We start from the raw sequence: 19,415 nt of genomic DNA, 5'->3' as shown, positions 1-19,415 counted from the left end.
AACAAAAAAGACCCCTTAAGCAATGAACTTAAGGAGTCTTTTAAACTCACTATTTTCTAATAAAAAGAATAGTTGAAGTTGAGCATGTACGAGGGTCCAAACTGACGACGTAAGGTCACGATACCATTACCATCAACGGTTTCTTCATCTACATCGGTCAAGTTAGTCCCTTGCAATGACACACGTAGACCATTCAAATAATCGTTACTTGAATTTTCGAAGTCATACGAGATTTGCGCATCTACCAACGTTACACCGTTACGTGTTGCACTCTCAATTTTATTGGAGCCACCACGTTGATAGGTTGAGAAACCTGAGCGGTCGGTTCCGGCGATCCGAATTTCAAAACCATCCATCGCGTAATAAGCGGTCAATGAATAGGTTCTATCTGACTGGCCCGGAATGGGTGAGCCATCTTCTAATTCGGCATCAATTAAGGTTGCAGATGCGGCAATACCAAAGCCTTCAAGCGCATCAGAGATGACGGTCATAGGCACATTAGCGGTTAACTCCGCACCTTTAACAGTACCGGTTAAGCCATCTTCAAAATACGAAAACGTACCAAAATCAGGGGGGGTTACGGTGTCACCAGCGGTGTACTGCACGTTTGCTGGACCATATAAACCTGAAGTGGTCACCACACGATCATGGAAACCTGGAATAAAGTAATCTGCACCGTTGTTGGTTTCATCGTTTCTGAAATTGATAGATAAATTTCCATCGCGAGTCCAGTTAACGAGGTCTTTATAAAATACCGCAACTGATACATAACCCTCATCTTCAAAATAGTTTTCAAATGATAAATCAACGTTATTTGATTCTAAAGGCTTGAGCAAAGGATTACCTGCAAACTTAGACCAAGGTGAACCATATTCTGCTACCGCTGCTTGAGTATTAGGAATAGAGATTAAGTCAATGTTTTGGTCAAATTTGACAAAACCAGAGGCTTTCATTTGATCAATACGTGCGCGGCTAATGGTTTTATTGGCGGCAAAACGCACAAACTTGTTATCACCCACTTCAACACTGACATTTAAACTAGGTAGTACGTGATTGTAATCGGTACCAATAGACGTTTCACATTCAGCATCAATTTGTTGATTGTTGTCGGCATCGCACACAGCAAAGTTAGCGCCAACAACACCTGTATAACCAGATGAGCTTTGATCTGTTTGCACGTATTGCACACCGATGTTACCTCTGACAGGGAAATCGCCTAACTCAGTTTCAAAGTCACCTTTGATATATAAGGTGGTGACTTCTTCGTCAACGGTATAGGTATCGCCTAAACGGTCCGGCTCAAGTAAACCAGCGTCATTTAAGGTATAAGTACCATCTTCATAAGGTGCAAAACCATCATAAGCAACAACATAACCAAATCCGGCCCACGTTAAGTCAGCTAAACCGTTATACAAATAATTTGAAGGAATTGCAGTTGATAAAGGGTAAGATTCAGACGTCGCAAAAAAGCCTTTGTTTTCTTTATCTTTATAGCGGTCGCTGTAATTAACACCTGCAGTCACTTGAGTAAAGAAGTCACCCTCAAGTATACCAACAACTTCCAGCTTAACCGTGGTCAATTCTTCACTGAAATCGGCGTAGTTTAAGAAACCGTCTTGAGCATTAAAGTAGCTGTAAGGGTCACCATTAGCTTTTAAGACATCAGTTTCAAATTGTGAAGCCAAGTTAGCTAAACCACCACCCCACTCTTGTGGGCCAGCAAGTTGTAGCGCGGTCGGGTCAGCAAAGGCGTCTAAACCTGTAGAGCCGGTGAAAAATACGCCATCAGGGCTCATTTCAAAGGTACGTGTGCCAAACTCTTCACTGGTAAGGGCACCATTTCGCGCTAAGCCAGCATAGGACTCGCCACGTAAATCACGTTTAGTTGATTTGCTATTTGCCGCGTCAAGTTCTACCGACCAGTTATCATTCAGATTGTACTCAACATTTAGGCCAAACACTTTCAAATCACCGTCTTTTTGCGCTGGGTCAGTTCTTAATACTGGGTTAGCACCGACTTGCGTGCCAGTAGAACTGGTACCAGAGCCTGTGACATTTATAGCGTTAAAGGGCTCAATAAAGCCGCGAATAACCCCAGAGTCAGAGTAATCGATATTAAGTGCATCAAGGGTGATGCTAAGGTCATCTGTAGGCTGAAATTGTAAAACAACTGAAGCAGTATCGCGTTTCAACTCAGTGCTGATAGCTTGAGTGTCTAAACCACTAGGCAATATCTGACCATCGTCATTTTCACTGTATCCCCAGACACCATACTTACGTTGATTGTTGGGTGACTTTGATGTGGCTAGTGCGACCGCAATCCCGATGGTGTCATCTGCAAATTTTTCAACAAAAGACAATGAAACACGGTGCCCTTTATTATCAAACTCTGGATTATCTGCTTCACTGCCGCTTAATTCATAATTTCCGTTTAAGGTTAAGGTTTCTTGGGCTTGTAGAGGGCGAACTGTTTGCAAATCAACTGTACCGCCAATACCTTGAACCATCAAAGTGGCATCAGTGGTTTTGTAAATCGTTGCACCCGTCATGATTTCTGATGGGTACAAATCGTATTCAACACCCCGGTTATCACCAATACCAATCAGTTCACGGCCATTTAACGACGTACCTGTAAAGTCTTCTTTAAAACCACGGACAGAAATACCAGAAGTGCGTCCACCTACGCGCTCACCTGATAAACCTGGTAATCTAGACAATGATTCAGCAATTGAGGAATCGGGTAATTTACCAATATCTTCTGCTGATAACGCTTCAACGATTGAGGTATTGTCCTGCTTCACCGCTTGTGCTCTGATAAGTGAGCCACGTATACCGGAGACTTGAATCACCTCAAGATTGTCAGATTCAGGTGTTTCTTGGGCTAAGGCTGGGGTTAATCCCACTGCAAAACCACTGGTGATAAGTGCCGCTTTAATTAAATTAGGTTTGAAGTACTTCATATGTGTGTCCCGTTTTTAAGAGTTACTGATGCAAACAATGAAACGTTAAAAACTCACATTCAATTGTTACATTTTTGTTTTTCTAGGCCGAATACTACAGGTAGCATAGGCAATGACTCAACGCACTGCATACGTATTCACTGCACAATTAGTTAATAATTTTACAAGTTGGCAACAAATACGGCGTATGAATGTTAAAAAATCGGCAACGCCCCATAAAGAAAATGGAAAACTGAAATGGTTTAGTATGAGCAGAATACTGAGCCATAGCCGGCTCGTACCTAGTTTCTGAAAAACCTCAACGTTATAACCCATTTACATGATAAGGAGCCTTACAAAAAAGACTGTAGTTTACAGGTAAAAATAGTACAACTTACGGAACAAAAACTTCTCAATTAGCGCAAAAGGACACGTTATTAGGCAGGAAAGTGTATGTAGTGGGCATGTTTATAAAAATATAGAGACGAGAAAACAAAAAACCCGCATAAAAGCGGGTTTCTAACTCGATGTTTAGCTTACCTTACCAACCAGTAATTTCGCGTAAACCTTTACCTATATCAGCTAAAGAACGCACGGTTTTGACACCTGCATCTTCTAAGGCTTTAAACTTCTCATCAGCTGTACCTTTACCACCAGCAATTATGGCGCCAGCGTGCCCCATACGTTTACCAGCAGGTGCAGTCACACCAGCGATGTAGGAAACAACAGGCTTAGTCACATGTGCTTTGATATAAGCAGCAGCTTCTTCTTCAGCAGATCCACCGATCTCACCGATCATAACGATGGCTTCAGTTTGAGGATCCTCTTGGAACAACTTCAAAATATCGATGAAGTTAGAACCAGGGATTGGATCACCACCAATACCAACACAAGTAGATTGACCAAAACCTTCATCAGTAGTTTGTTTTACGGCTTCGTAAGTCAATGTACCAGAACGAGAAACGATACCCACTTTACCTGGCTTGTGAATATGTCCAGGCATGATACCGATCTTACATTCACCAGGAGTAATCACGCCTGGGCAGTTTGGACCGATCATTCGAACGCCTTTTACGTTCAAATATTCTTTCACAAACAACATGTCGATAGTGGGGATACCTTCAGTGATACAAATGATCAATTCGATACCTGCATCAGCAGCTTCAACGATAGAATCTTTACAAAACGCGGCTGGTACATAGATTACTGTCGCTGTTGCGCCCGTTTCTTGGACCGCTTCACGTACTGTATTGAAAACGGGTAAACCAAGATGTGTCGTGCCACCTTTACCAGGTGTTACACCGCCAACCATTTTTGTCCCATAAGCAATTGCTTGCTCAGAGTGGAATGTACCCTGACCGCCGGTGAAACCCTGGCAGATAACTTTGGTGTCTTTATTAATTAATACAGACATTATTTGCCCTCCGCGGCTTTAACAACTTGCTGGGCCGCATCAGTTAAACTGCTTGCAGCGATAATATCAAGGCCAGACTTTGCTAGTACTTCACGACCTAGTTCAGCGTTAGTGCCTTCAAGACGAACAACAACAGGTACGTTAACACCAACCTCTTTAACAGCGCCAATGATACCTTCTGCGATCATGTCACAACGAACGATACCACCAAAGATGTTAACTAAAACCGCTTTAACATTCTTATCAGATAAGATAATTTTAAACGCTTCAGCAACACGTTGCTTGGTGGCACCGCCGCCAACGTCAAGGAAATTAGCGGGTTTGCCACCGTGAAGGTTTACGATATCCATAGTACCCATAGCAAGACCGGCACCATTAACCATACAACCAACGTTACCGTCTAATGCAACGTAGTTAAGTTCCCATTTCGCCGCTTCAGCTTCACGTGCGTCATCTTGTGATGGATCATGCATTTCACGAATTTTTGGCTGTCGATAAGCCGCATTGCCGTCGATGGCTACTTTAGCGTCTAGACAGTGAATGTTGCCATCAGTTTTGATAACAAGTGGATTGATTTCGATCAACGCAATATCCAAATCAACGAACATTTTCGCTAAACCCAAAAAGATTTGCGTAAACTGTTTAATTTGAACGCCTTGTAAACCAAGTTTAAACGCCATTTCGCGTGCTTGATAAGGCTGAGCACCAACGATAGGATCGATTTCAGCTTTTAAAATCTTTTCTGGTGTTTCATGAGCAACAGTTTCGATTTCTACACCGCCTTCAGTCGAAGCCATGAAAACGATACGACGTGAAGTACGATCAACAACTGCACCTAAATAAAGCTCATCTGCGATGTCAGTGCAAGATTCAACCAAGATCTTACTGACAGGTTGACCATTTTCGTCAGTTTGAAAAGTTACTAAGTTTTGACCTAACCATTTTTGAGCAAATGCTTTGATCTCTTCTTTAGATTTTACCAACTTAACACCGCCAGCCTTACCGCGACCGCCAGCATGTACTTGGCATTTTACTACCCACTCAGTTCCGCCAATTTTGTCAGCTGCTTCAGCCGCCGCTTCAGGAGTATCAGTGGCAAACCCTTCAGAAACTGGCAAACCATACTCTTTGAATAGCTGCTTGCCTTGATATTCATGCAAATTCATGGTGTATCTATCCGTTTTAATTTAGAAAAAGCCGCAATTATGCAGCTTGATTAGAAGCCGTTTTCAACAAGAAAACGGCACTTCAGTAAGTAACGAATTGCTACTTACCTCGTTTACATTACACGTCTAGCAACAAACGTGTAGGATCTTCAAGCATTTCCTTAATGGTAACCAAAAACCCCACCGACTCTTTACCGTCAATGATTCTGTGGTCATAAGAAAGTGCCAAATACATCATGGGCAAAATTTCTACTTTGCCGTTAACTGCCATTGGTCTGTCTTGAATTTTATGCATCCCTAAAATTGCACTTTGTGGCAAATTGATAATAGGCGTAGACAATAGAGAGCCAAAAACACCGCCGTTAGTAATAGTGAAATTACCACCTTGCATATCTTCCATCGTCAGTTTGCCATCACGACCTTTTACCGCTAAGTCGCGGATGCCAGATTCGATGCCAGCCATTCCTAGCGTATCGCAATCACGCAATATCGGCGTAACTAGGCCACGCGGTGTCGATACGGCAATTGAGATGTCAAAGTAGTTATGGTAACAAATATCATCGCCATCAATTGAAGCGTTAACTTCAGGGAAACGCTTCAGTGCTTCTGTTACCGCTTTAACATAAAACGACATAAAACCTAAACGAATGCCATGACGTTTTTCGAAACTATCTTGATACTGCTTGCGCAAGTCCATAATGGGCTTCATGTTAACTTCGTTAAATGTCGTTAACATTGCCGTGCTGTTTTTTGCTTCCAACAAACGAGTTGCAATCGTTTTACGTAAACGAGTCATCGGCACACGTTTCTCTGTGCGGCTCCCCACGTTTAAGACTGGAGCTGCAGCACTTGATGATGCACTTTTAGCAGAAGCAACTGGCGCCTGTAGGAATTTCTCAACGTCTTCTTTGGTTACACGACCGCCTTTACCTGTACCTTTAATTTTTGCTGCATCTAAGCCTTTTTCTGCAAGTAATCTTCTCACAGATGGACTCAATGCATCATTTTCTTCATTCGATGCAGGACTCGCCGAATCTGCAGCTGGAGTACTTACCGCAGGCGCAGCGCCAGCAGTAAACAAAGCGATCACTTGTTCACCTGAAACTGTGGCACCTTCTTCAAACAAGATTTCACTAAGTGAACCGTCAGCTGGCGCAACAACTTCTAGCACCACTTTATCGGTTTCAATATCAACCAAATTCTGATCACGAGAGATAGCTTCGCCTGGTTTAACATGCCAAGTTGCTATTGTTGCATCTGCCACTGACTCGGGCAGTACCGGTACCTTAATTTCCACTGCTTCACCTTTACTGTTTGAAGTTTCTTTTGCGGTAGGTGCTGGAGCGCTACTCTCTTTAGCAGCACTGGCACCTGATTCAAATTTAGCGATAACCTGCTCGCCAAGAACAGTTTCACCTTCGACTTGGAATATTTCACTGATTACACCATCTGCTGGAGCAACAACTTCAAGTACTACCTTGTCTGTCTCTATATCTACAATGCTTTGATCACGGCTGACCTTTTCGCCAACTTTCACATGCCAAGTTGCAATCGATGCATCAGCCACTGATTCTGGCAATACCGGTACTTTTATATCAATAGTCATACTGGTTCCTTACTTAATTGTTAATGCATCAGCAATCAAATCAGCTTGCTGTTGGTTGTGAACAGAAATATACCCTACCGCAGGTGATGCAGAAGCAAGACGACCAGCGTAACTCAGTTTTGCACCTTCAGGGATTGACGCCCAAAAATGGTGCTGGCTACAGTACCAAGCGCCTTGGTTTTGAGGTTCTTCCTGACACCACACCCAATCAGTCACATGTTGATAGTCACTAATAGCCTGAGCTAACTCAGCATGAGGGAAAGGATAGAGTTGTTCGATTCGAACAATCGCGATGTCGTCTTGTTCATTTTTACGACGCTGTTCGAGCAAATCGTAATAAACCTTGCCTGAACATAACACTACGCGCTTAACCTTACTCGGCACTAACTCGTCTACTTCACCAATGACGTTATGGAAAACCCCCGTTGAGAGTTCTTCGAGTGAAGAGACAGCCAGCGGATGACGCAACAAAGACTTTGGAGACATCACAATCAAAGGCTTACGTGTGGGTCTGAGTATTTGACGGCGCAACATGTTAAATACCTGAGCCGGGGTAGATGGCACACATACTTGCCAATTGTGGTCAGCACATAACTGTAAGAAGCGTTCAAGTCTAGCTGAGCTATGCTCAGGTCCTTGCCCTTCATATCCGTGGGGCAACAATAAGGTTAGACCACATAAGCGGCCCCACTTTGCTTCACCAGAACTCAAGAACTGATCAATCACCACTTGAGCACCATTGGCGAAATCACCAAACTGAGCTTCCCAGATAGTTAAACAACCTGGCTCAGCAGTGGCATATCCAAATTCAAAAGCAAGTACCGCCGCCTCAGACAAAACAGAATCATAAATTTCCATTTTTCCTTGCTTAGGGCTGATATGCTGCAACGGCATATAGGCAGAGCCATCAGCTTGGTTGTGCAGAACAGCGTGTCTGTGGAAGAAGGTACCACGGCCGGAGTCTTGGCCGGTCATACGGATCTTACTGCCCGTATCCACGATAGACGCATAGGCTAAATTTTCTGCCATTCCCCAATCTAAGGGTTTTTCTTGAGCAATCATCGCTACGCGATCTTGATAAAGCTTGGCAACACGAGACTGTAATTGGTGACTTTCAGGGAAAGAACACAGTTTATTACCTAACTCTTGAAGTTTTTCTACACTGATTTCGCAATCGTAACTCACGTCCCAGTCGTGGCCTAGGTAAGGTGACCAGTCGACAGAATGTTCTGTCATTGGACGCCACTCATCTAATACGCAAGCACCATGATCAAGCGCTGCACGATAATCGCCAATTAATTTTTCAACTTCATGGGCTTCGATACTGCCCTCTGCTACCAATTGATCAGCGTACAATTCGCGAGGAACAGGATGCTTCTTGATTTTTTGGTACATTAAGGGTTGAGTTGCATTTGGCTCATCAGCCTCGTTATGCCCATGACGGCGGTAACACACTAGATCGATGACAACGTCACGCTTGAACTGATTGCGATAATCTAAAGCTAGTTTTGTCACGAATAAAACAGCTTCAGGATCGTCAGCATTGACATGGAAGATAGGCGCCTGAACCATTTTTGCTATATCAGTACAATACTGAGTAGAACGCGTATCTTCAGTTTTAGATGTAGTGAAACCAACTTGGTTGTTGATAACGATACGAACAGTGCCACCCACTTTGAAACCGCGAGTTTGTGACATATTAAAGGTTTCTTGCACCACACCTTGGCCAGCAATCGCAGAGTCACCATGAATGGTGATCGGCAAAACAAGCGAACCGTCAGTACAGTTGCGTCTGTCTAGACGTGCTCTAACCGAACCAATCACTACTGGGTTAACAATTTCTAAATGAGATGGGTTAAACGCTAGCGCTAAATGGACGTTTCCACCTGGGGTAGCAAAATCTGAAGAATAACCCGCATGGTATTTAACGTCACCGGCTCCTAACGAATTATCGTGTTTACCGGCAAACTCATCAAACAGCACAGAAGGATTCTTACCCAGAACATTGACAAGTACGTTTAAACGCCCGCGGTGAGCCATACCAATGACCACTTCTTTAGTACCGCAATTACCAGCGTGAGAAATTAGTCCCTTCAACATCGGTACCAAAGAATCACCGCCTTCTAATGAAAAGCGTTTGGCACCCGGAAATTTAGCTCCGAGATATTTTTCCATACCATCGGCAGCAACAAGCCCCTTGAGAATCGCAATTTTTTCTTCACGAGGCACTTCAGGCTTGGCTTGTACTGACTCGATGCGGTTCTGTAACCAACGCTTTTGTTCAGTGTCGGTGATGTGCATGTATTCGGTACCAATCGAACCACAATAAGTGCGATTCAGTGACTTAAACAACTCACCCAGAGGCATTGTTTCTTGGCCAATAGCGTAAGAACCAACGTTGTAAACAGTATCGAAGTCTTGTTCGGAAAGATTATGATGAGATAGTTCTAAATCACGAACTCTGGGCTGCTTCCAAAGCTGCAAAGGATCGAGATTGGCATGTTGGTGCCCACGAAATCTAAATGCATTTATCAACTGTAATACTTTGACTTGCTTCTCATCACTTGTATTGCTAGTAGGTGAAGCACTTCCACCAACCCGCGCAGCGGGTCCTAAAGCGGCTAATGAGCGAAATTGTTCTCTTATTACGCTGTGTTTAGATTCGACTGATACGCCTTCAACTTTGGGTAATTTGTCGAAAATTTCACGCCATTGTTCAGAGACACTTTGTGCGTTATCTAAATACGCTTCATACATTTCTTCTACATAAGCAGCGTTGCCACCAGCCATGTGAGAAGAGTCCCACCATGCTTTCATCACGCTTTGTTGCATTGTCGTCCCTTGATTTGATAAGACTTACAATTATGTGTGCAGATACACACGTTACTTTAGTGGGCTTAACCCACAGGTTACTTTAAATCAAAAAATAGGTATTGCCATTCAATTAAGAATGGCAAGCTAACTTATACTGCGCGTTTTAACAACATTGATTTGATCTGACCAATGGCTTTAGTTGGATTTAAGCCTTTTGGACATACACTGACGCAATTCATAATGCCATGACACCGGAACACACTAAAGGCATCATCTAAACCACTTAGACGTTGCTCAGTGGCCGTATCACGACTATCTGCTAAAAAGCGATAGGCATGTAATAAACCAGCAGGACCAATGAACTTATCAGGGTTCCACCAGAACGATGGGCACGATGTTGAACAACAAGCGCATAAAATACACTCGTATAAACCGTCCAACTTAGCTCTGTCTTCTGGCGATTGCAAAAATTCACGTGCAGGTGGTTGATTGTCATCATTGATCAAAAACGGCTTAATCTTTTCATACTGAGTGTAAAACTGACTCATATCTACAACTAAATCACGCACGACAGGTAGACCAGGTAATGGACGAACCACTATCTTATTACCTTTTAATGCTGACAAAGGAGTAATACATGCTAGGCCATTTTTGCCGTTCATATTAACGCCGTCAGAACCACACACACCTTCGCGACATGAGCGACGAAATGACAAAGTTGGGTCTTTCTCTTTCAATAAAATCAGCGCATCCAGAACCATCATGTCCTGACCTTCTTCAAGATCCAACTGATAGTCTTGCATACGGGGCGCGTTATCAATATCAGGATTGTAACGGTAAACTGAGAAATGTAATTGCATCTTCGCTACTCCTATTAATACGTTCTTGCTTTTGGTGGAAAGGCTTCACGAAGCTTAGGCGTCATATTCACGTCTCGCTTCAGCATCGTATCGTTTTCAGGTAAATACACTGAGTGGCATAACCAGTTGTCATCGTCACGGTCTGGGAAGTCAAAGCGACTATGGGCACCGCGACTCTCAGTACGGAAGTTAGCGGCAACTGCTGTGCTGTAAGCCGTTTCCATCAAGTTATCTAATTCTAGGCATTCGATACGTGCGGTGTTGAAGTCGTTGCTCTTATCGTCTAAGCGAGCCGACTGAAGACGCTCTCTTATTTCACCTAATTCTTTAAGACCTTGTGCCATTGCCTCGCCTTCTCTAAATACTGAGAAGTTAAGTTGCATACACTGTTGCAAATCTTTCTTAATTTGCACTGGGTCTTCGCCTTGACCTTTAGGAGAATTTTCCCAACGATTAAACCGAACTAGAGCCGCATCGACATCATCTTGTGATGCATCACGTGCTTCAATGCCATCAATTGCTTTACCTAAATGCAAACCTGTTGCGCGGCCAAATACCACTAAGTCTAATAATGAATTACCACCTAATCGATTTGCGCCATGCACTGATACACAAGCAATTTCACCACAAGCGAATAAACCTTTAATTGGCGTCGCTTTGCCTTGTAAGTCGATACTGAGAGCTTGACCATCAACGTTAGTCGGAATACCACCCATCATGTAATGGCAAGTAGGAATAACAGGAATAGGCTCTTTAACAGGGTCGACGTGAGCGAAAGTACGAGATAATTCGAGTATTCCCGGTAGGCGTGACTCTAGTACATCCTTCCCAAGGTGGTCTAGTTTTAACTTAAGGTGAGGACCCCAGGGGCCATCACAACCACGACCTTCGCGTATTTCCGTCATCATAGAACGAGCAACAACATCACGACCTGCTAAGTCTTTAGCATTGGGCGCATAGCGTTCCATAAAGCGTTCACCGTCTTTATTCAACAAATAACCGCCTTCACCACGGCACCCCTCAGTAACTAGAGTACCAGCACCGGCAATACCGGTGGGGTGGAATTGCCACATTTCCATATCTTGCATTGGTACACCAGCACGAAGCGCCATACCAACGCCATCGCCAGTGTTGATGTGTGCATTTGTGGTTGATGCATAAATACGACCCGCACCACCCGTTGCTAACACAACGGCCTTTGATTTGAAGTAAACGACTTCACCCGATTCAATATCAATCGCGGTACAACCCACCACGTCACCGTCTTGGTTTTTAACTAAATCCAAGGCATACCATTCACTGAACACTTTGGTCTTATTTTTAACATTTTGTTGATACAATAGATGCAACAAGGCATGACCTGTTCTGTCAGCCGCTGCTGCCGTACGAGCACCTTGCTCGCCTCCAAAATTCTTTGATTGACCGCCGAAGGGGCGTTGGTAAATCTTTCCGTTTTCGAAACGAGAAAAAGGTAAACCCATGTTTTCCATTTCAATAATCGCTTCAGGACCTGTTTTACACATATATTCGATAGCGTCTTGATCACCGATATAATCAGAACCTTTAACGGTATCGTACATGTGCCATTCCCAATTATCTTCGTGGGCATTACCTAATGCTACAGTGATGCCACCTTGCGCAGAAACCGTATGTGAGCGCGTTGGAAAAACTTTAGATAACAATGCACAAGATTTACCTGATTGAGAAATTTGTAAAGCAGCGCGCATACCAGCACCGCCTGCTCCAACCACTACTGCATCATATTCATGAACTGTAATACCCATCTAAATACCCCACAACACAAAAAGACCTACCGCGACATAAACGAAGGCAATTAAATTAAGTATGAATTGAACCACCGCACGCAACGTAGGTGCTTTAACGTAATCAGTTAAGACTTGCCATAAACCGATTCTGACGTGCAGCATGATTGAAACTAGTGTAGCGAAAGTAAATACTTTCATTGCAATATTAGAAAAAAGGCCATTCCAGCTCTCAAATGTAACCTGAGGCGTTGTTACAAAATACCACAGCATAAACAATGAAAAAGCCGTCATAATGATGGCAGTTGCTCTGATGGTGACATAGTCCTGCACACCATCACGTTTCAAACTAGCTTGGCTAGTTACCATAATACAACTCCTACAACAATCGTTAATAAGATCCAAATACCAATAATAGCTTTAGCACTATTATTGCCTGACTCAAGTTCTTCCCAAGCACCAGTATCCATGATGAAATGTCTGATTCCACCTAAGATGTGGTAGCTCAATGCTGAAATAGTCCCAATAGCGATAAATTTACCCAACCAACCGTTAAGTTGTTGCTGAACCATCGCAAACCCATCTAAAGAAGATACTGAAACCGCCCACGCCCAGATCACAAACAACAAAGCAAAAAACAAGGCGACGCCTGTGATGCGATGAAGAATTGAAGTAATAGCTGCAGGAGGAAAACTAATGGTATTAAGTTGTAAATTTACTGGTCTTTGTTTTTTCACGTTTTATGCTCTTTTACCTGTAGGGTGTTTTACATTATGCTCCGGCGCATTGCGCACCACAGCCTGCTAAAAACAGTATTTTCATCCCTGAAAATGTTATTCAAATGTTAACTAGATATTAATAAATTAATGCCTTTGCTATCACTCAAACAAGATGGCAAAGTATATCCAGCGAATTCGCTAATTACAATTGTTGTTCATTATTAATGCCTTATAAGTCTTAGATTTAAAATTAATTTTTATAAATAATAAAGTTAATTAAATAATTATGCGTTTAACTAAGCATTAAAATTGACATAACACGACATTATCAGTACAAATAGCGGCGATTTTCCCCGTGTAAGCATAATCAATTGCTGTTTTATCAAAAAGTAACCAGTCTGAGGAGAGCAAAGTATGGCAGACAATAAAGCCATTTTAAAAGCCGGTGATAAAGAAATTGAACTACCCATTTTGTCTGGTTCAGCAGGGCATGATGTAATCGATATTCGTAAACTAGGCAGCAGCGGTTATTTCACTTACGACCCCGGTTTTATGGCCACTGGCTCATGTGAGTCTTCCATCACTTTCATAGATGGAGAGAAAGGTGTTTTATTACATCGCGGATATTCAATCGAAGATTTAGCAAGAGAAGCTGATTACATCGAAGTGTGTTATATGTTGTTACACGACAAAACGCCAAACACAGAAGAATATCAAGATTTTAAAAATACCATCACTCGCCATACCTTAGTTCATGATCAAGTAAATAACTTTTTCCGTGGTTTTAGACGCGATGCACACCCCATGGCAATGCTATGTGGCACGGTAGGCGCAATGGCTTCTTTCTACCACGATGACTTAAATATACATGATGCAGACCAACGTTTACGCAGTGCCTACCGTTTAGTGGCTAAAATGCCAACCTTGGTTGCCATGTGTTACAAATACAACATCGGACAACCATTTGTATACCCAAGAAACGATCTTAGCTATGCAGAAAACTTTTTAAATATGATGTTCTCTGTACCGGCTGAAACATATAAAATTAGTCCAGCAGTAGCACGTGCGGTTGACAGAATTTTTATCTTACATGCCGATCATGAGCAAAACGCCTCTACCTCAACAGTTCGTTTAGCAGGCTCTTCGGGTGCCAACCCATATGCTGTTATAGCAGCAGGCGTAGCGTCACTTTGGGGCCCTGCTCACGGAGGCGCCAACGAAGCATGTTTGACTATGCTCGAAGAAATTGGAACTGTAGACCGTATCCCAGAGTTTATTGCACGAGCAAAAGACAAAAATGACCCCTTCCGATTAATGGGTTTTGGTCATCGTGTCTATAAAAACTTTGACCCACGTGCAACAGTCATGCGTGAAAGCTGCCATGAAGTATTATCTGAATTAAACATTGACGATCCTTTGCTGAACGTAGCAATGGAATTGGAAAGAATTGCACTTAGCGATCCGTATTTTGCTGAGAAGAAACTATTCCCGAACGTTGATTTTTATTCAGGCATCATTCTCAAAGCAATCGGTATTCCTACCAACATGTTCACTTGCATATTTGCTTTAGCAAGAACGGTTGGCTGGGTTTCTCATTGGCATGAAATGTTAAGTCAGCCTGGTCAAAAAATAGGCCGCCCTCGTCAACTATATACTGGTCATACATTGCGTCCGTACAATAAAATTGAAAAATAATTGATGTAACCAGTACACTATCGAGCGCTGTTTCAGTTCACTGAAACAGCGCTTTTTTTTGACTTGTTGAATATTAAGGCCTAATAAGATGAACGTAGTTCCCTATTCAAAATTGCTCGGCTATTGTGGTTTGTTACCCTTTTTAGGCTTACCCCTTTTATCTTTTCTGGAAGGGTTAAGTCCCTTACTGTCACAAACACTTTTTATCCAATATAGTGCGGTTATTTTAGCATTTTTAGGGGGCGTTCATTGGAGCGATGCCTTATCAAGAACATTCAGTAAAATGCAAATGAGTGTGGCAATGTTACCCTCATTATTGGCTTGGCTATGCTTGTTCAATCCAAATGGCAGGGTTTCAATATTGTTGTTAGCAAGCGGCTTTATTTTTATGTTGTTGTATGATCTGCGAGTATTTAGTTCAGACAAACATTATAAACGATTAAGAATAGAGCTCACTGCAGTGACGGTTTTGATGCATTTTGTTATGGCAGGTTTATTCGCATAGCTGTGAAAGATGACGACTTTCTTAGTAGGCCAAAAAAGTCGTCTTTATCATTTATTGCAGTAAAGAAAGCAGTTCTTTTGTTTTGTCTTCCATTAAGGGAATATTTGCCCGCGATTCTACATTCAGGCGAATAACAGGTTCGGTGTTTGATTTGCGTAAATTAAATCGCCATTCGTCGAATTCAACACCAATACCATCAGTGTAATCAACTAACTTTGCACTTGCTTCATACTTCGCTAACACCGCTTTGATTACCTTATCAGGATCGCTGACGGTGCGGTTAATTTCGCCTGATGAAGGGAATGCCGCAATGCGCTCTTTGACCAAATTTGATAGGGGCTTGTTAGATGTACAAATCAGCTCTGCCACCAATAACCATGGGATCATACCCGAATCACAATAAGCGAAATCTCTGAAATAATGGTGAGCACTCATTTCACCACCATAAACAGCATCATCTGCTCGCATCCGCTCTTTGATAAAAGCGTGACCTGTTTTGCTCATAATAGGTACGCCACCAGAAGATTTCACAATATCTTCGGTGTTCCAATAGACCCGTGGGTCAAAAATAATTTTAGCGCCTGGGTCTTTATCCAAGAAAGCCTTCGCTAGCAAACCAACAATATAATAGCCTTCTACAAAATCACCGTTTTCGTCGAACAAAAAGCAACGGTCAAAATCGCCATCCCAAGCAATACCCATATCAGCCTTGTGGGCCTTCACTGCATTTGCCGTATCAGCCCGACTTTCCGGTAGTAAAGGATTGGGAATACCATTTGGAAACGTACCGTCGGGTTGGTGGTGAATTTTTATAAACTCAACAGGCACTTGCAGTTTTATCAAAGTTTGTTCAATCGCATCTAGGGCCTTACCCGCTGCACCATTACCCGCGTTAACCACCAACTTCAAGGGGCGTATATTATCTTGATTAATATAAGACAACATATGTTCTACGTAAGCATTCTCCGTAGATACCATTTGATAAGCCTGACTCAACACGAGCTTTTCAACTGACACGGAACTTTGACCTGAAACAAAGTCAGCTGAACTCACAAAGCCATTCGAAAAAGACATTAAACCTGCTTTTACTGAATTTTCTTCATAGCTTTCAGCTAGTTCTTTAATTGCAAACAAGCCAGTATCACCACTAATGGGTTTCGAGTCTGCCTTGACTAATTTCATGCCGTTGTAATCAATCGGATTATGACTCGCTGTTACTTCAATGCCGCCATCAACGCCTAGATGTTTTGTTGCAAAATAGATCTCTTCAGTGCCCGTCATACCTAAATCAAGTACTTTAGCTCCACCATCTATCAGGCCCACCGCAAGCGCTAACTTAAGTGGCTCTGAAGTCAATCTTACATCGCCCCCAACGACCACACTTTTTGCATTGAGATATTCAGCAAAAGCGCGTCCTATACGATAAGCCGAGTGCTCATCTAATTGCTCGATTAGTTTGCCACGTATATCGTAGGCCTTAAAACAGCTTAGTTGCATATTAACGATCCTTATTTACTATCTACTCGACCATAGCGGTCAGAAAAACGCACAATATCGTCTTCACCTAAGTAAGTACCTGATTGTACTTCAATTAACTCAAGTGGAATTTTACCTGGGTTTTCAAGAGCATGAATCACACCAATAGGAATATAAGTCGATTGATTTTCAGAGAGTAATAAGGTTTGCTCACCGTTGGTGACTTTCGCGGTACCGGCAACTACAATCCAGTGCTCTGCACGATGGTGATGCATTTGTACCGACAATTTTTCACCCGGCTTGACGGTGATACGTTTTACTTGGAATCGAGCCCCATTATCAATGGAGTCGTAACTGCCCCAAGGACGGAATACTTCGCGGTGAAATTCAAATTCTGGACGTTTTTCAGCCTTTAGTTGATTAACCACATTCTTAATGTCCTGCACCTTATCTTTGTGGGCGACTAACACTGCATCTTTAGTTTCAACCACAACCACATCATCAAGCCCAACGACCGAAATTAATCGTTGTTCAGAATTAATATAACTGTTGTGCACACCGTCTAGTATGGCATCACCGATTACCACATTGTTATTACTGTCTTTTTGCTGTGCGGTTTCCCACAAAGAAGACCAACTGCCAACATCACTCCAACCAGCATCAAGTGGCACTACACAAGCTGAATCGGTTTTTTCCATCACTGCATAGTCGATCGAATCGTCGGGACACGTAGAGAAAATTTCGGCATCTAGTCTAACAAACTCTAAATCAGGTGATTCAGAAGCAATGGCTCTTTTACAAATCGCCAGCATGTCCGGCGCATATTTCTCAAGTTCTTGTAAATAACGACTCGCCTTGAACATAAACATACCGCTATTCCAGTAATATTCACCTGAATCAACATATGCCTGTGCAGTCGTTAAATTGGGTTTTTCAACAAACTGAGCCACTTCGAAGCCGACTTCTTGAGCTGAAACTTCGCGACCGCGCTTAATGTACCCATAGCCAGTATGGGCACTGTCTGGCACGATGCCAAAGGTTACTAATTTTCCTTGCTCAGCAAGTTTCTCTGCTTGCTCGATAGCCTTGTGAAATTCAGCCTTGTTACCAATTAAATGATCTGCAGCCAAAACCAACAGGGTCGGATCTTCGCCAGCCAATGAAGCATGTAAAGCGGCAAGGGCAATCGCAGGCGCCGTATTCCGACCCACCGGCTCAAGTAAAATGCCTCCGTGCTTGATATCTTCTTGTCGCAGTTGCTCTGCAACCAAAAAACGGTGAGCTTCATTGCAGATCACTATGGGATCGGCAATTTGAGTTCCATTCAAGCGTTTAATGGTGTCCTGCAACATGGTGAGTTCACAAGTTAAGCGTAAAAATTGTTTTGGCAAGGCAGCACGCGACTTAGGCCATAAACGGCTACCACTCCCACCAGCAAGTACAACAGGTTTCATTAAACGTTCCTTTTTCAGTTATGTTATCTACTACTGTCAACATGGCAAAATTTCTCTTCGTGAATGGTATTAAAGCTAGTGACCTTATTCAACACATCGCTGAAACTAAAACGCTATTTAGCGATAAAAAGAGCAAATACCATCAAACAAAGCGTCCCTTTTGATAATCCTCAAAAGCTTGTTGAATTTCATGCTCCGTATTCATCACAAATGGACCATATTGAGCCACGGGCTCATTAATGGGAAATGCTCCAACAACGATGCATTGAGCACCTGATTCACCACCTAATTCGATAGTCGATTGACTTTCTAACACGGCTAATTGGCCCTTGATGATTTTTTCATTGCCAACTTCAACTTCTCCCTCATAACAATATACAAAGAAGTATTGCTGTTCCTCTCGAGGAATAACGACAGCTTGCTTTTTTTCAAAAACACAATCTAGAAACAAAGGACTTACCGCTTGCGCTGAAACAGGCCCTATTACACCGTCAAACTCTCCAGCCAATACCTTAATCTTTAGCCCTTCAGAGATATTAACCACAGGGACGTCCGCGGCCTTAATATCTTGATAATTAGGCGCAGACATTTTGTCTTTTGCTGGTAGATTCACCCAAAGTTGAAAACCACGCATCAAGCCTTCCGTTTGTTTCGGCATTTCGGAATGAATGATCCCCCGTCCGGCATTCATCCATTGAATACCGCCGGTTTCGATTAAGCCCGTGTTGCCGACAGAATCCTTATGTTCCATTTTACCGGCTAACATGTAAGTGACGGTTTGAAAACCGCGATGTGGGTGCTCGGGAAAACCTGCTAAATAATCTTGTGGTTTATCTGAACCAAATTCATCTAACAGCAAAAAGGGGTCGAGTCGCGGTAAGGCAGGCTGACCTATGATTCGTGTTAATGTTACCCCTGCCCCGTCTTGAGTAGCTAAACCTCGAACGATTTGTTTTATCTGCTTGGGATGCTTCACTGGGTTAACCTCTGAACTAGTGCTTAAA

General features: G+C 42.8%; 14 protein-coding genes. 2 read left to right on the top strand and 12 right to left on the bottom strand.

What is annotated here, in order from left to right:
- Positions 1-56: 56 nt before the first annotated feature.
- The 9 genes from ACEN2L_RS09540 to sdhC form a co-directional block, all read right to left on the bottom strand.
- Entirely contained in the window at positions 57-2,960 is a 2,904-nt protein-coding gene (locus ACEN2L_RS09540) for a TonB-dependent receptor (RefSeq protein WP_441743425.1), read from the bottom strand.
- A 520-nt stretch (positions 2,961-3,480) separates the two neighbouring features.
- Positions 3,481-4,353, bottom strand: coding sequence for a succinate--CoA ligase subunit alpha (sucD, locus tag ACEN2L_RS09535; RefSeq protein WP_306023148.1), 873 nt, complete (start codon positions 4,351-4,353; stop codon positions 3,481-3,483).
- The gene (gene sucC / locus ACEN2L_RS09530) at positions 4,353-5,519 is read right to left on the bottom strand and encodes an ADP-forming succinate--CoA ligase subunit beta (RefSeq protein ID WP_306023149.1); all 1,167 of its coding nucleotides are present in this window, start codon (positions 5,517-5,519) and stop codon (positions 4,353-4,355) included. The genes sucD and sucC overlap by 1 nt, the downstream gene beginning before the upstream one ends.
- 118 nt (positions 5,520-5,637) lie before the next feature.
- Positions 5,638-7,125 (bottom strand): 2-oxoglutarate dehydrogenase complex dihydrolipoyllysine-residue succinyltransferase, encoded by a 1,488-nt coding sequence (odhB, locus tag ACEN2L_RS09525; RefSeq protein WP_441743424.1) that lies wholly within the window; start codon positions 7,123-7,125, stop codon positions 5,638-5,640.
- Between the two features lie 9 nt (positions 7,126-7,134).
- Positions 7,135-9,957 carry a 2-oxoglutarate dehydrogenase E1 component gene (locus ACEN2L_RS09520; RefSeq protein WP_306023151.1) on the bottom strand — a complete coding sequence of 941 codons (2,823 nt, stop codon included), beginning with the start codon at positions 9,955-9,957 and terminating at the stop codon, positions 7,135-7,137.
- A gap of 131 nt (positions 9,958-10,088) precedes the next feature.
- Entirely contained in the window at positions 10,089-10,799 is a 711-nt protein-coding gene (locus ACEN2L_RS09515) for a succinate dehydrogenase iron-sulfur subunit (protein ID WP_441743423.1), read from the bottom strand.
- Positions 10,800-10,813: 14 nt separating this feature from the next.
- A complete protein-coding gene (sdhA, locus tag ACEN2L_RS09510; protein WP_306023153.1) occupies positions 10,814-12,583 on the bottom strand; it encodes a succinate dehydrogenase flavoprotein subunit in 1,770 nt (589 codons plus the stop codon).
- The gene (sdhD, locus tag ACEN2L_RS09505) at positions 12,584-12,931 is read right to left on the bottom strand and encodes a succinate dehydrogenase, hydrophobic membrane anchor protein (RefSeq protein ID WP_441743422.1); all 348 of its coding nucleotides are present in this window, start codon (positions 12,929-12,931) and stop codon (positions 12,584-12,586) included.
- Positions 12,925-13,299 (bottom strand): succinate dehydrogenase, cytochrome b556 subunit, encoded by a 375-nt coding sequence (sdhC, locus tag ACEN2L_RS09500; RefSeq protein WP_306023155.1) that lies wholly within the window; start codon positions 13,297-13,299, stop codon positions 12,925-12,927. Before sdhC ends, sdhD begins: the two co-directional genes overlap by 7 nt.
- A 396-nt stretch (positions 13,300-13,695) precedes the next feature.
- On the opposite strand from sdhC, the gene gltA reads away from it, so the two are divergent.
- Entirely contained in the window at positions 13,696-14,976 is a 1,281-nt protein-coding gene (gene gltA, locus ACEN2L_RS09495) for a citrate synthase (protein WP_306023156.1), read from the top strand.
- An 88-nt stretch (positions 14,977-15,064) separates the two neighbouring features.
- Positions 15,065-15,481, top strand: a complete 417-nt coding sequence (locus ACEN2L_RS09490) for a DUF3429 domain-containing protein (protein ID WP_441743421.1) — start codon at positions 15,065-15,067, stop codon at positions 15,479-15,481.
- A 51-nt stretch (positions 15,482-15,532) separates the two neighbouring features.
- Here the strand turns inward: ACEN2L_RS09490 and ACEN2L_RS09485 are convergent, their stop codons facing one another.
- The 3 genes from ACEN2L_RS09485 to ACEN2L_RS09475 all read right to left on the bottom strand — a co-directional run bounded on the left by ACEN2L_RS09485 (position 15,533) and on the right by ACEN2L_RS09475 (position 19,387).
- Positions 15,533-16,978, bottom strand: coding sequence for a phosphomannomutase CpsG (locus tag ACEN2L_RS09485; RefSeq protein ID WP_441743420.1), 1,446 nt, complete (start codon positions 16,976-16,978; stop codon positions 15,533-15,535).
- Positions 16,979-16,989: 11 nt separating this feature from the next.
- Positions 16,990-18,411 carry a mannose-1-phosphate guanylyltransferase/mannose-6-phosphate isomerase gene (locus ACEN2L_RS09480; protein WP_441743419.1) on the bottom strand — a complete coding sequence of 474 codons (1,422 nt, stop codon included), beginning with the start codon at positions 18,409-18,411 and terminating at the stop codon, positions 16,990-16,992.
- 142 nt (positions 18,412-18,553) lie between these two features.
- Positions 18,554-19,387 carry a pirin family protein gene (locus tag ACEN2L_RS09475; protein ID WP_441743418.1) on the bottom strand — a complete coding sequence of 278 codons (834 nt, stop codon included), beginning with the start codon at positions 19,385-19,387 and terminating at the stop codon, positions 18,554-18,556.
- Between the last annotated feature and the right edge of the window lie 28 nt (positions 19,388-19,415).

It is taken from the genome of Flavobacterium sp. W21_SRS_FM6, from assembly GCF_052119645.1.
Lineage (GTDB): Bacteria > Pseudomonadota > Gammaproteobacteria > Enterobacterales > Alteromonadaceae > Paraglaciecola.
Note: the sequence above shows the minus strand (reverse complement) of the source record. Positions and strands in the feature narration are given on the sequence as shown.

Bases quoted from the DNA above. Each gene is read 5' to 3' on its own strand.
- ACEN2L_RS09540 (WP_441743425.1), bottom strand. From the start codon at position 2,960: ATGAAGTACTTCAAACCTAATTTAATTAAAGCGGCACTTATCACCAGT.
- sucD (WP_306023148.1), bottom strand. From the start codon at position 4,353: ATGTCTGTATTAATTAATAAAGACACCAAAGTTATCTGCCAGGGTTTC.
- sucC (WP_306023149.1), bottom strand. From the start codon at position 5,519: ATGAATTTGCATGAATATCAAGGCAAGCAGCTATTCAAAGAGTATGGT.
- odhB (WP_441743424.1), bottom strand. From the start codon at position 7,125: ATGACTATTGATATAAAAGTACCGGTATTGCCAGAATCAGTGGCTGAT.
- ACEN2L_RS09520 (WP_306023151.1), bottom strand. From the start codon at position 9,957: ATGCAACAAAGCGTGATGAAAGCATGGTGGGACTCTTCTCACATGGCT.
- ACEN2L_RS09515 (WP_441743423.1), bottom strand. From the start codon at position 10,799: ATGCAATTACATTTCTCAGTTTACCGTTACAATCCTGATATTGATAAC.
- sdhA (WP_306023153.1), bottom strand. From the start codon at position 12,583: ATGGGTATTACAGTTCATGAATATGATGCAGTAGTGGTTGGAGCAGGC.
- sdhD (WP_441743422.1), bottom strand. From the start codon at position 12,931: ATGGTAACTAGCCAAGCTAGTTTGAAACGTGATGGTGTGCAGGACTAT.
- gltA (WP_306023156.1), top strand. From the start codon at position 13,696: ATGGCAGACAATAAAGCCATTTTAAAAGCCGGTGATAAAGAAATTGAA.
- ACEN2L_RS09490 (WP_441743421.1), top strand. From the start codon at position 15,065: ATGAACGTAGTTCCCTATTCAAAATTGCTCGGCTATTGTGGTTTGTTA.
- ACEN2L_RS09485 (WP_441743420.1), bottom strand. From the start codon at position 16,978: ATGCAACTAAGCTGTTTTAAGGCCTACGATATACGTGGCAAACTAATC.
- ACEN2L_RS09480 (WP_441743419.1), bottom strand. From the start codon at position 18,411: ATGAAACCTGTTGTACTTGCTGGTGGGAGTGGTAGCCGTTTATGGCCT.